12 protein-coding genes are annotated in these 12,983 nt (G+C 60.9%); 7 read left to right on the forward strand and 5 right to left on the reverse strand.

The genetic code is table 11. From position 1 onward, the window contains the following. Window positions 1–473 precede the first annotated feature (473 nt). The 5 genes from ACWUKX_RS07915 (at window position 474) to ACWUKX_RS07935 (ending at window position 3,236) form a co-directional block, all read left to right on the forward strand. Window positions 474–701 carry a hypothetical protein gene (locus ACWUKX_RS07915; RefSeq protein WP_456005541.1) on the forward strand — a complete coding sequence of 76 codons (228 nt, stop codon included), beginning with the start codon at window positions 474–476 and terminating at the stop codon, window positions 699–701. A 17-nt stretch (window positions 702–718) separates the two neighbouring features. Beyond that, window positions 719–1,237 (forward strand): HK97 family phage prohead protease, encoded by a 519-nt coding sequence (locus ACWUKX_RS07920; protein WP_456005543.1) that lies wholly within the window; start codon window positions 719–721, stop codon window positions 1,235–1,237. An 85-nt stretch (window positions 1,238–1,322) separates the two neighbouring features. After that, window positions 1,323–2,330, forward strand: coding sequence for a DUF2806 domain-containing protein (locus ACWUKX_RS07925; protein WP_456005546.1), 1,008 nt, complete (start codon window positions 1,323–1,325; stop codon window positions 2,328–2,330). Between the two features lie 98 nt (window positions 2,331–2,428). Continuing rightward, window positions 2,429–2,755, forward strand: coding sequence for a hypothetical protein (locus ACWUKX_RS07930; protein ID WP_456005549.1), 327 nt, complete (start codon window positions 2,429–2,431; stop codon window positions 2,753–2,755). 103 nt (window positions 2,756–2,858) lie between these two features. Beyond that, complete coding sequence (locus ACWUKX_RS07935; protein ID WP_456005915.1) at window positions 2,859–3,236, forward strand: tyrosine-type recombinase/integrase; 378 nt, start codon at window positions 2,859–2,861, stop codon at window positions 3,234–3,236. 103 nt (window positions 3,237–3,339) lie between these two features. On the opposite strand, the gene ACWUKX_RS07940 is transcribed toward ACWUKX_RS07935, so the two are convergent. The 4 genes from ACWUKX_RS07940 to ACWUKX_RS07955 form a co-directional block, all read right to left on the reverse strand. Next, on the reverse strand, window positions 3,340–4,599 hold the full coding sequence (locus tag ACWUKX_RS07940) for an O-antigen ligase family protein (protein ID WP_456005551.1): 1,260 nt from the start codon (window positions 4,597–4,599) through the stop codon (window positions 3,340–3,342). After that, a complete protein-coding gene (locus tag ACWUKX_RS07945) occupies window positions 4,596–6,131 on the reverse strand; it encodes an undecaprenyl-phosphate glucose phosphotransferase (RefSeq protein WP_456005554.1) in 1,536 nt (511 codons plus the stop codon). Before ACWUKX_RS07945 ends, ACWUKX_RS07940 begins: the two co-directional genes overlap by 4 nt. 107 nt (window positions 6,132–6,238) lie before the next feature. Further along, window positions 6,239–7,369 (reverse strand): glycosyltransferase family 4 protein, encoded by a 1,131-nt coding sequence (locus ACWUKX_RS07950; RefSeq protein ID WP_455838137.1) that lies wholly within the window; start codon window positions 7,367–7,369, stop codon window positions 6,239–6,241. A gap of 5 nt (window positions 7,370–7,374) precedes the next feature. After that, the gene (locus tag ACWUKX_RS07955) at window positions 7,375–7,938 is read right to left on the reverse strand and encodes a polysaccharide biosynthesis/export family protein (protein WP_455838138.1); all 564 of its coding nucleotides are present in this window, start codon (window positions 7,936–7,938) and stop codon (window positions 7,375–7,377) included. 359 nt (window positions 7,939–8,297) lie between these two features. Between ACWUKX_RS07955 and ACWUKX_RS07960 the strand changes: the two genes are divergently transcribed. Then, the gene (locus ACWUKX_RS07960) at window positions 8,298–10,487 is read left to right on the forward strand and encodes a GumC family protein (RefSeq protein ID WP_456005557.1); all 2,190 of its coding nucleotides are present in this window, start codon (window positions 8,298–8,300) and stop codon (window positions 10,485–10,487) included. Between the two features lie 48 nt (window positions 10,488–10,535). Here the strand turns inward: ACWUKX_RS07960 and ACWUKX_RS07965 are convergent, their stop codons facing one another. Next, window positions 10,536–11,765: a GNAT family N-acetyltransferase gene (locus ACWUKX_RS07965; RefSeq protein ID WP_456005559.1), complete on the reverse strand. Its 1,230-nt coding sequence runs from the start codon at window positions 11,763–11,765 to the stop codon at window positions 10,536–10,538. 90 nt (window positions 11,766–11,855) lie between these two features. On the opposite strand from ACWUKX_RS07965, the gene ACWUKX_RS07970 reads away from it, so the two are divergent. After that, window positions 11,856–12,911 (forward strand): polysaccharide deacetylase family protein, encoded by a 1,056-nt coding sequence (locus tag ACWUKX_RS07970; RefSeq protein ID WP_456005561.1) that lies wholly within the window; start codon window positions 11,856–11,858, stop codon window positions 12,909–12,911. Window positions 12,912–12,983 lie beyond the last annotated feature (72 nt).

The raw sequence follows: 12,983 nt of genomic DNA on the forward strand, positions 1-12,983 counted from the left end.
CCGGGCCCATCGCGCACAGAATTCCAATTGAAAATATGGGGGTCACACCATGGCCAGACCGCGCGTACCTTTAGAAAAAGCCCACATGACGGGCTATTCGCTTAAGCATCCTGAGCGCTTCCCTAAGAACCACAATCAGCCATCATCGGACTATACCGACCCGATTGGGGATCCGTTCGAAGGGAAGAGGCACAAACTGCTTGGCGGGAGTTTGTTGACTCCTTGCCATGGTTGAACCGATCGCACAGGGGCATCGTCTCGATCGCCTCGCTCCTGGCCGGACGGTTGGCGCGGGACGACCTCGGCACCAGCGGCATGAACCTGCTACGGCTTTGCCTCGGCTCCATGGGCGCCACGCCGGCCGCTGAAAGCCGCTCGCGTCGAATACGACGCCTTGGTCGACGCCTTTAATGCGGAGGGCGTTGAGTGGACCGCTCTCGTTCCGCTGCCGCCGGCGTTCTGCGGCGACCGGCATGACGGGCATCTCGATCGCTGGCTGCGGGCAGCGAAGGAGGCTGGCTACAATGTTTGAGCGTCGCGAATACGAAACGGCGCAAGGCAATGGCCGGCCCGCGCAGCGCATGGTGAAGTTGCCTGGCGAGGCGCAGCATGCCAAGCGCGGCGATACAGCGAAGGTTATCGTTCGTCGTATCGCGCTGGACAAAGCCGAGAAACGCCTGAAGAGGCTGGCTGATGGCTGAGCCTTTCATCTCGGGTTATGCGCTCCAATGGCAGCAGCCTGCCAAATATCTCGGGGTTGTTCATCGAGAAGTTCGCGCGCGGAGCATTCGATAAGTCGCTGCGCGAGTCTCCAGACGTTGTGTCCCTATGGTCTCACGATGACGCGCGGCCTCTAGGACGCGTCAGCAATGGAACGCTGGAGCTAAAGTCGGACGCCATAGGTCTCTTTTGCTCGCTCACTCCTAATCCGGATTCCCCAAGCGGTCAGGAAGCGCTCGCCGCCGTGGGTCGCGGCCATATCGGACAAGTGTCAGTCGGGTTTTGGAGTGAAATCGAGTCGTGGGATGACCGGGGCGACCTGCCGATGCGGACGATCGAACAGGCAGGGCTGAGGGAAATAAGCTTGATTGTTTGGGGTGCTTATGGCGATGCTACGTCAGCTAGCCTTACCCGTGCCGACAGTCGCGCCAACGCCGCGCGTCGTATCCATGTCGCAAGGGCCGAGGCAGCGATGCGGATCAGGGGATTGGGTTGGTGCACAAGTTTTAAAGAATAGGAGAACTTGCATCTTGCCCATTGCCAAAGCCCATCTCCTAGCCTGATGCTGCAGTTATTGCTTCAGGCTAAAGGGGGTTGGGTTCTTGGAAAAGGAAGATCATCTCGACAAAGAAACGTCGGTGTCGGCGGAAATAACTCCTACCCTTCTCAAAGCCAGCGCCAGGAGCAGAGCTATCGCCGCTTTTGACAGGATGGTCGGAAACGTCTTTGAGAGGATTAGCGCCCCAATGGAGGCAAAAACTGCAGAAGCGAGGGCAATTTCTGACTCTAGATTAAAGTTCATAGAAGCCCTGACGACAATGGGATTGGAGAAATTTCACACCGATCCTGAAGCGGCGGCGCGCGCCATCGAAAACCATTTCGGCAAAATATTCGGACAACATAACAATAAGGAAGCCGTTGTTGCCGCAGCCATTGAAGACCTCCGCGAGCAACCTCCTTCAGATCAAGAAGCGTCCTCAGGAGGCGATCGCCTCGAAGGCATTTTCATTGATCGGTTCGAGCGCTACGCCGAGGAGGCGACTACGGACGAACTGAGGGAGAAATGGGGGCGTGTTCTCGCGGCAGAGATACGAAAACCCGGTACCTTCTCTGCCAAGGTGCTCAGAGCAGTCGATGAACTCGACGCCACCACCGCGCTTTTGTTTGAAAAAGTTTGCAAGTCGCGGGTAGGTAACCTTCTTCCCAAGTCAACTGTTGGCGAGTTAACATTTGCCGAGATCGCTCAACTGACTGAGGGAGGGTTGCTCATCGATCCGGGTTTAGGGCAAGTATCGATGTTTTCAAAAATCACTAACGCAGCCGGGATTGAGTTGTGGTTTGCATCCTACAAGAGGTTTGGACTGTCATTTCTGCAATCTGAAACAATCACCTGGACCAAGGATCTTTTGCAAGAAAGAGATGGGAGACCGGCAATACCCGTCTACGTCCTTACGGAAGTCGGTTATGCGGTATCTTCTATCTTGCCAGATACAGAGTTCCAGGCGCTCTCTAATATTGCCTCGAAATTGGCGACAACCATTGGGAATGGAACCAAGATCCGCAAGTACAGCCTGGGGCATGGCAATCGATATGTACAGCTACCCGAATAGCAACTTGCGTTAGTAACCCATTATTTTATATCTGAACAAGCAACGAGCAACACTTCGGCGTGATTCGCGCAGGTTTGCGCCAGATCAAAGGAAACAACATGACCAACCAACAACCTGCCGCGGCGGGATCGCCCTCGCACGACTCTGTCGTCGCTCAATTCGGCGGCCGCACCATTACCTTCAAAATCGATCGACAAGACCTTTCCTCGTTCGAAGCGTACGCCGGCATTCCTGCTTATGAACTATTCACGCTGATCACGGCCGGTCGCTGGACCGTCGAGCACTTGAAATCGGTCCTAAAGTTCGCTTCCCTTCCTGCTGCTGAACTCAAGAAAATTCGCCAATTCGCCAGGACGTTGCGGCAGATGGGCGGTCACCAAGTCGGCCTGCTTGACCGTACTTCAAGCGGAACGCTCCGCACGTAAACGCAACACTGGCGGTGGAGCCTCTCGCGCAAAATGCCCTCCAACTGTGCGCGCGATTCTACTTCCGCTCCGTCAGCACCATGATGAGTGGGTGTTCACCTATGTGGCCAAGCGTAGTCGCAAGGCCACTGCTTCATACAAAGGTGATGGCAAAGCGCGCATCAAAGGGGATCGCGACCCGATCACGTACAGCGGCCTCCAATCGCAGTGGAAGCGCATTCGGAAACTCGCCGATGTTTCTGATTTCCGATTCCATGATTTCCGCCACGACCTCGCGACAAAGCTGCTCAGCAAAACGGGAAACCTGAAAACTGTCCAAAAGCCCTTAGCCACGCGGATATCAAGACAACCACGCGCTACGCGCATGTGCTTGATGAAGAGGTCGCGGCCGCAATGGAGTCGCTGCAAAGCGGTGACAGGAAGTCCCGGAAAAAGTCCCGAAGTGGAGATAACGGATAGACGTAGCCAATTGAAAAGATGACCTAAATCGCGGTGCGGCCAATTTCCTGGGGGGTCAAGGGGTCGTCGGTTCGAATCCGGCCACTCCGACCATTTCAAAACTTCGACTTGCCCCCAGAAATCCATCATGCCTTAGCCGCCGGCGCGGTCAGATCCACCGGCCGCAACTGCCGCTGGTGACGGTATTCCAATGCGATGGCGCCCCAGATCAGGCCGAGCAGCAGATAGACGTGGCGCCAGTGATCTATGTCGATGAAGGTGCCCAGCCCGATATTGCCTACGAAGGCGACATAGGCGCACAGAAGATAGGGCTGCCACGGCCTGTCGCGCAGGAGAATGCGGAAACCGGCCGCTATCGTCCAGCAGGTCATCGTCAGGAACGACACGAAGCCGAGCCAGCCATAATCCATCAGCATCTTCAGCCAGATGTCGTGCGTGTCCTCGCCGAAAATCGTGCCGAAGACGAGCGGGCCGATGCCGAGCGGATGCTCCAGCGCCATCTGGAAACCGATCGAGTAGCGGGCGAAACGGCCGAGGCGGGCGGTATCGTAGCTCTGTTCCAGCTGGGCACGGCTGGAAAACATCTCCGAGACGCCCGGCAGCTGCAGGATGACGAGCATCGCAATGACCAGCAGTGAGACGGCGGCGATGGTCATGACGGCGACACGCAGCCGGAATTTGCCGCTGGCGCTCTGCAGGAACAGGGCGCCGGTAAGCAGGATCGCCGAAACGCCGAACATGCCCCAGGCGCCGCGCGAGAAGGAGAAGAAAATGCCGGCCGTGATGATCAGCAGTGGCACCGCTAGCAAGGGCATGCGAGAGATAGGGCCTGTCAGCAAGAGATAGAGCAGGTAAATGCCGGGCAGCACCAGGAACGGCCCGAACACGTTCGGATCCTGAAAGGCGCCGGTCGCGCGGTCGTATTTGGTGAAGATCTCCGCCCCGGGAAAGGCATGGAAATAGCCTGCTATGCCGAGCAGCGAGGTCAGCACCGCCGACATCACATAGGCCAGGAAGATAACCCGGTAGAGGTTTGGCTGGACCGATGTCACCGAGGCGAAGAACACCGCGGTGAAGGCGAGGAACAGCGACACAGAGAGATAGAGCGGGGTGCCGGCAATATCCGACATCTGGGTCATCGAGATCATGCCGCCGATGTTCATGACCACCAGCAGCACCAGCAGCGGCGCCGCCGCGCGCGATATGCGCAGGCCGAACAAGGCCCACACTGCCATCAGCCCGACCATGTAGAGGTCGTATGGCGCCGGCTCGGCGATGACGAAGCCGGACAGGAAGGCGCCGAGGAAAACCGCGCTCGACGCAATCAGCGCGATCAGCTTGGCGTTGACTGCAGCCGGCGGCAGCTCATGCGTGACGGCGCTCAATAGGCATTTTCCGTATTGAGCAGCCGGATCGGTGTCAGGAACAGGATTCTCAGATCGAACAGCAGCGACCAGTTCTCGATATAATAGAGGTCGTATTCCGTCCGCATGCGGATCTTCTCGTTGGTGTCCATCTCGCCGCGCCAGCCATTGATCTGGGCCCAACCGGTGACGCCGGGCTTGACCTTGTGGCGTGCGAAATAGCCGTCGACCACCTCATTGTAGAGAAGGTTGTGCGACTGCGCGGCAATGGCATGCGGGCGCGGCCCAACCAGCGACAGCGAACCGAAAAGCGAATTGAAGAACTGCGGCAACTCGTCGATCGAGGTCTTGCGGATGAAGCGGCCGACGCGGGTGACGCGCGGGTCGTTCTTGGTCACCGTCTGCTTGGCCGTCGGATCCGCCTTGTCCGTGTACATCGAACGGAACTTGTAGACCTCGATGATCTCGTTGTTGAAGCCATGCCGCTTCTGGTGGAACAGCACCGGTCCCTTGCTGTCGAGCTTGATGGCGATCGCGGTCACCAGCATGACTGGCAAGAACACGATGATGCCGACGATCGAGAAGACGATGTCGAAGGCGCGCTTGGCGACCGAATCCCAGTCGTTGATCGGCTTGTCGAAGATATCGAGCATCGGCACCGAGCCGATGTAGGAATAGGCGCGCGGCCGAAATTGCAGCGCGTTCGAATGCGCCGAGAGCCGGATATCGACCGGCAGCACCCACAGCTTCTTTAAAAGCTGCAGGACGCGCGATTCGGCGGTCAGCGGCAGCGACACGATCAGCATGTCGATGCGGGCGATGCGGGCGAACTCGATGAGCTCGGAAACGGTGCCGAGCTTCGGATAGCCGGCGACGATGGGTGGCGAGCGCTTGTCACCGCGGTCGTCGAAGATGCCGCAGATACGAATGTCGTTGTAGGGCTGCTTTTCGACGGAGCGGATCAGGACTTCCGCCGCCATGCCGCCGCCGACGATGACGGCGCGGCGCTCCATGCGCCCGTCGCGCGCCCAGCGCCGGATCAGCTTCGACATCAGCAGCCTCAGGCCGAAGATCAGCATGAAGCCGACGACGAACCAGGTGCCGAAAAACAGGCGCGAATAGTCTTCCGACATCTTCATGGCGAATGCCGTCAGCGCCATCAAGGCGAAGGTGCCGGCCCAGACCAGCAGGAGACGGCCGAAATTGGCGAGCGGCCGCATCAACGAAACGACCTGGTAGCAATCGGTGACGTCGAGCAGCACCACTGCGAGGAACGAGGCGGCGGCAATCGTCAGCGGGTACTGCCAGGCGAGATGGCTGAAGAAGCCGACATAGTAGAAATAGACGCAGAGGCCCGACAGGAACAGCAGCGCGAATTCCACCATGCGCAAGACGCCGCTGACCATGATCGGCGACATGGTATCGCGCCGGTATTGCGACGCGACCTGACGGGCGACGTCGTTCATCCCGCCAAGGTTACCGCCGCTGGCCGGGCCGTCGAATTTGCGCACCGCGTCTATCGAAAAGCGGCGTGCGGGATCGATCTCGTTCATGGGTGCATCCGCAAAGCTTCCCTCAGGTGAATAGCAAAAGAGAGCTAAGAAACCCTTGAAACAACAGGTGGCTTTAGAGAAGCTTTGGGGTTAGCGCCCTTTTGGGGTTACCGCTTGAGCGCGGCGAAATAGGCCGTCTCGATCGCGGCGGCCATTACGTCGGCGCCGAATCGCGTCTTGAGGTCGGCGCTGTCGGGCATCAGGCTGCCGTAGGCATTGAGGTCGGCCAGCGCCGCGCTCATCTTGTTGCTGAGTTCGCGCGGGTCAGGCCGGATCAGGGCAGGGGAGCCGGTGCCAAAGATTTCCGGGATGCCGCCGACGGCGGTGGCGATCATCGATTTGCGGGCGGCAAGCGTTTCCAGAACGATGTAAGGCATGGCTTCCGCACGCGAGGGAACGATAACCAGTTCGGCCAGCGCGAAGGCTTTGCGCGCCGGCATCGGCGGCAGGAAGCGCGTATGGCCTTCGAGACCGAGGCGCTTCACTTGCGCATGGTAGCGCGGCAGGTCGTCGCCGTCGCCCACCATCACCGCTTTCACCGGGCGGCCGAGCCGCGTTCCGGCAAGGACGAGCGCATCGATGAAGATGTCCGGTCCCTTGAGGTCGCGCATCATGCCGATATAGAGGACATCGGCCGCATTCTGCTCGGTTCGCACCGGCTCGAACTCGGCGGCGCTCAAGCCGTTGTAGACAAGGTTGTTCGGGATGGGCGGTTCGCCGACCTTCCTGTGATATGTCTGCCTTTCATAATCGGAGACAAACAGAAGATAGTCGGTGAAGCGCGCCATGAACCGTTCGAGCGCGAAAAACAGCTTCCCCGTGGCGGTAGTCTCGTCATAGTGAAGAGAGCCGCCGTGAGGCGAATAAAGGCGGGCTACGCGAGACCTTGATACCCGCAACAACGAGCCGAACAGGCGGGCATAGGCGCCACCCTTGGCGCCGTGCCCGTGGAGCACGTCCGGCCGCAATCCCTTGATAAGCCCGAAGGTGCGCCAGGCCGAGGCGAGATCGCCCGGTCCGACATGCCGCTGCATTGGCGTCCGATGGATGCCGAGCGCCATTTTGCCCTTCATTTGTTCGAACAAATGTTCCTCAAAATCGCCACCCGTCGTCGAATCGCAGACGATGCCGACGGCATGCCCGGCGGCGACCTGCGCCTCGGTCAGGTCGCGCACGTGACGAAAAATCCCTCCGACAGGTGAGCGAAAGCAGTGGACGATCCTGAGTGTGTCCGCCACGTGGTCTAGAACAGGCGTTCGCGAACGTAGATCGTGTCGCCGGGCAGGAGTGGGTCGGAGGTGGCCACGCGACCGGTCATGACCTTGCCATTGATGTCGCGGGTGATGTCGACGCTTTCCTGGTTGGCGCGCGGGCTGAAACCGCCGGCGATGGCAATCGCCTTTTGCACCGTCAGGCCGGGAACATAGGAGTACTGGCCCGCGGCACCGACTTCGCCCATGATGAAGATCGGACGGTAGCGGTCTATCTCGACCGAAACGTCCGGATCGCGCAGGTAGCCCTGGCGCAATTTGTCGGCGATCTCGCCTTCGAGTTGCTGTGCGGTGTGGCCGCGCGCCGGTACGGCGCCGACGAGCGGGATGGACAGGTAACCGGATTGGTCGACGCTGTAGACGTTGGTCAATCCTTCCTGCTCGAACACGGTGACGCGGACCCGGTCGCCGGCACCGAGGCGATAAGGCTGGTCGAGCATTTTATGAAAAGCGGCCGGCGCCGGCCGGTAGCTGGAGCAGCCGGCAAGCAACGACACGGCGAGCAGCGCGCGGAAGAGGGAAGCAGTGCTTTTCATGGCCGGACACGTACCTTCGATTGGCCGCTGTTACCGCGGCAAACTCTGGGGATCGAGGTCCGTTATCATCCCGTTAGGGTTAATGGCCGGTAAAGGCGGGCGGTCCGAAGCGGCGACAACCGACAAAACACGGCCGGTTTTAATGCTTTTGTTGGCGCTTGCGAGTAAAACCTAACAGATACTTACCGCGATATTAACGGCTGAGTTACCATAGTTGTTTACGGTGCATCCTGACCAATGCATGTCGCCCAAAAGTGCGCAGCGGTTTTGGGACAACGACATGCAGGAAAACAAGAGCTTAAAGCGGGTCGTATGAATCTGTTCAAACGCGACGTGCTTTAAGTACCGGAGCAGGATGCATGTCCGTTAAATCCGTGGCCGCAGATGTCGACGTCGATCTCAGGCAGCTCTTCGCAAGCCTTGCGAGGAATTGGCTGCGCATTCTTGTCGTGGCGCTGGTCATAACCGGCCTGGCGTTGGCGCTCACCTGGCTCGCCACGCCGCATTACAGGGCCGAAACACGGCTTTTGATCGAGACGCGCGAATCGGTTTACACGCGCCCCGACGGCACCAATGACAACGACAAGCCGATTCTCGACGAGGAAGGCGTGACCAGCCAGGTCGAGGTTGTGTCTTCGACCGACATCCTCAAGCAGGTGGCGCAGAAGCTCAATCTGTCGCGGCTTCCCGAATTCGACGAGACGGCGGACATGCCGATGTTGAGCCGTCTGCTCGTCATCGCCGGCCTGAAAAGCGACCCCAACGAGATTCCGCCTGAAGAACGCGTGCTGACGACGATGCGCGAGAAGCTCAACGTCTATCGCGTTGAAAAATCACGGGTTATCGTCATCGAATTCTCTTCGGAAAATCCCGGGCTCGCCGCCGAAATTCCGAACGCCATCGCCGACGCCTACATCTCGGTCCAAGGCAATGCCAACATCGAATCGAATTCCGCCGCAACCGACTGGCTGGCGCCTGAGATCGCCGACCTGTCGAAGCGGGTGAAGGACGCCGAGGCCAAGGTAGCAAGCTACCGCGCCCAGTCCGATCTTTTGATGGGCGGCAACAATTCGGTGCTCGCCACGCAACAGCTTTCCGAACTGTCCAGCGAACTGTCGCGGGTGCGGGCCAATCGCGCATCGGCGGAAGCGACGGCCGACAGCGTGCGCAGGGCGCTGCAGAATGGCGGCTCGCTGGATGCGGTACCAGAGGTGCTGTCTTCCGAACTCATCCAGCGGCTGCGCGAGCGGCAGGTCGAGCTCAAGACCAACATCGCCGACCTTTCCACCTCCTTGCTCGACAATCATCCGCGCATCCGGGCGCTGAGATCGCAGCTTACCGATCTCGACCGCCAGATCCGCAACGAGGCGGAAAAGATCATGAAAGGGCTGATGACGCAGGCGCAGACCGCCCATGCCCGCGAAAACCAGCTTGTCGCCGACGTCAACACGCTGAAGGCTGCATCGGCGCGCGCCGGCGACCAGCAGGTCGAACTGGATGCCCTGCAGCGCGAAGCGACCGCCCAGCGGCAGTTGCTCGAATCCTACCTGACCCGTTACCGTGAGGCGTCTTCGCGCAAGGACAGCAACTATCTGCCGGTGGACGCTCGTGTCTTTTCCCGCGCGGTTGCGCCGTCCGAGCCCTATTTCCCGAAGATCCTGCCGATCACCGCTGCGGCCTTCGTCGGCTCATTGCTGCTCATGGCGATCGTGACGCTTCTGCAAGAGCTGTTTTCGGGTCGCGCCATGCGGCCGGCCGCCGGCGCCCGCTTCGATCGGATCGAACAGGTCACTATGCCGGTTGCCCACGAACCGTCCAATCACGAACCGGCCGATATCGAAGACCTCGAGGATCGGACGGCCGAAGCCCAGGCAGAGCCGCAGGCGGCTGACGCGGCGCCAGCAACTGCCCCAGCAACTGGCGAGGACGTCAAGTCGGCGCGCCCCACCCTCGGCGAGGTCGAAATCGACAAGGCGGTGGAAAAACTGATCACAACCGGGGCGGCGCGCGCCATATTCGTGTCGCCGGAAGGTGACGAAGCGGCCGCCTCGTCGGTGCTAGTGGCGCGTGAGGTCTCCGACGCCGGCCTGCGTGTGCTCCTGCTCGATCTCACCGCCTCGGGCGCCGCCTCACGGCCGATGCTGGACAGCGGGCTGTTCCCGGGCATTACCAATCTGCTCGCCTCCGAAGCGCAGTTCAGCGACGTGATCCACCCCGATCTCTATTCGGACTGCCACGTCATTCCCGTCGGCACTGCCGATCCGGTCCGCGCCATGCGCGCCGCCGACCGGCTGCCGATCATCATGCAGTCACTGACCACCGCCTACGATCTGGTCGTGGTCGAATGCGGACCCGCCGACGCGCAAGGCATCGACCGCCTTGTCGGCGAGGGCACCGAGGTCTTCCTGTCGCTGCTGGAGCCGAACGACGAGGTGGCGCAGGCCGCAGTCGAGCTGATCGAGAGCGGCTATCCCGACCTGACGCTGGTGACGCCGGTCGGCTATGAAACGCCGGGGACGCCGGTACCCGGACGACGCTCCGCCGCCTGAGACGGGTTCGATAATTCTGCTCAAACGCTCCGGAAATCTCGGCAGCGGTCAGCTGTCGTCTTCGCCCGCGGCACGTGCTGCCTGTCCGGCCGTCTTGCGGCGCAGCATCTTGGTCAGCTTCCAGATCGTCGGGCTGTTCTTGACGAAGGTTTTCAGGCGCGCGCCTTGCCGCAAGACAAGCACCAGCGCGCGGCCCTTCATCGTCAGCGGAATCAGGACCTCGAAATGCTGGGTCTCGATATCGCACCACAGTCGCTTGTAGGGTTCGTCGCCGACCGAGAAATCATAGACTTCGAATCCCCTCTCGCAGGCTTCCTCGATGTTGTCGAAGAACAGGAAGTCGCCGGGGCTGGCATGGGCGAGGTCGTCGTCGGCGATCGCTCCGAACTCGCAGATCAAGCGTTTTCCCGAGCGGCTCGATCCGGTGACGGCGCGAAGCTTGCCGGCGACTTCGAGCCCATGCAACACGAAGGACGGCTTGTCGTCGGAAAGCGCTTCGACGAACAACGCGCTGAAGAAAGCACGAACCTCCGGCTCACCGAAGACGTTGGCGATGCCCATCTTGCGGAAGCGGAACTCCTTCATCTCGAAAAACGCGTCAAGCAGTCTGTTCGCCTCGTCCGCTGTCTGGGCCTCAATGCGGCGGTGGCTGCCGACGGCTTCTAACTTGCGCGCCTGCGAGCGGTGCCTCTTACGCCTGCGCTTGCCGCTCGCGCGGGATAGCAGTGCATCAAAGCCCCCCGCCAAGTCGACGGCCAGCGACAAGTTGGGGCTGGGAAAATGCGCAAGCGAGGCAAGCGGATTGGCAACGCCGTCGAGATCGGGCAGCAGCCGTTCCAGTGCGACGAGGTCGATGTCCGGCCGCGCCCTGGCGACCGCCGCCAGCATCGAGCGGATTGCCGCGCCATCCGCCCTGGTCAGCCAATGCGGGTCGGCGGCGGCGAAATTGCCGTTGGCATGGCGGCCGCCCATGAAACGGGCGACGCGGAACGGACCGCGGCTGGTGACTTCCAGCGCCAACGAAAAAGCCGGCCTGCCTTCAGCGTTCAGCGTCGCCAAAACAGTATCCGCTTCGGCATATCTGGCCCAGTTCAGGATCCAGGCCGGGCTCTGCGCCGGCGCGAACAGCGCCGAACGGCAGAACTCGGCATAGGCCGCAAGTGCCGCACCGTCGGCGACCGAGACCGACAGGCCGGCATGATCCGCAGGCAACGCGCGCGGCGTCGCCTCCATTGCTTCGAGCCGGTTGCCGTCAAATGACGCGGTGGCGTCAACCATACCTCAATCCTTTAGGGCGTATTCACCGCGATTGGGGCGCGCATAGGCGCATTTCGTGCTTGGATGAGCCTAGGCGCAAAAGGTGAATGAATGATCGACGGGGGCGAGGCAATCCGGAAACTGGCGCTCAACGTCGTCCGTTATACCGGTCTTGCCCCGCTGGCCAAGCCGTTCGTCGGCGGCATCGGCGCCATCCTGATGCTGCATCGGGTCACCGCCAAGCCGGAAAAGCCTGATGGCGTCAACCGGCATCTCAACATCGCGCCTGAGTTCCTCGACGCCGTGATCGCCGACATGAAGGCGCACGGGTATACGTTCGTCACGCTGGACGAGGCAATCGAGCGCATCAAGGCCGGCGGCAAGGGTGGCCAGTTCGCGGCGATCACCGCCGACGACGCCTACCGCGACAACATGACCGAGGCGCTGCCGGTGCTGGAAATGCACGGCGCGCCGGTCACCATCTATGTCGCGCCAGGGCTGATAAACGGCGCCGCCGATCTATGGTGGGAGGTGGTCGAGGACATCGTCAGCGCGCGGGACCGGTTGGTTCTGACAACACCGAACGGTCCGGTGACGATCGACTGCTCGACCCCGGGCAGGAAACTTCAGGCCTTCGCGCGCCTGCACGACTATTTGACGCTGGACGTCCGCGAGGAGGACCAGCGCGCGGTGCTGCGCGAATTGGCGCGGTCGAACGGTATCGAGTTGGGCGCGCGCCAGAGCATGTTGATGAACTGGGACGAGATCCGCGCCATGGCAGGGCATTCGCTGGTGACGATCGGCGCGCACACCGTCAATCATCGCAATCTGAAGCGGCTTTCCGAAGCCGATGCGCGGCACGAGGTCGACGACGTCAGGCGCATATTGCAGGCCGAACTCGGCGAGGAGCCGCGCCATTTCGCCTATCCCTATGGCTATGCCAGTGCCGTTGGCGACCGCGAAGTCGGCTTTGCCCGCGACGCCGGCTATGCCTCGGCGGTGACGACACGCCACGGCGTGCTGCGCGCCGAACATGCCGGTTTCCTGCAAGCGCTGCCGCGCATTTCGGTCAACGGTCGCTATCAGAGCGTTGCCCATATCCGCACGATGCTGTCGGGTGTGACGACGCCGCTGGCCAATGCCGGCAAGATGGTCGTCACCATCTAGTGGTGAAAGTCCGGCAGAACCGACCCCTTGAGGACCATTCCTGATGGGAGGTCAAGGGAACGTCGTGACCCG

The sequence above is a fragment of the Mesorhizobium sp. f-mel genome (assembly GCF_053850215.1).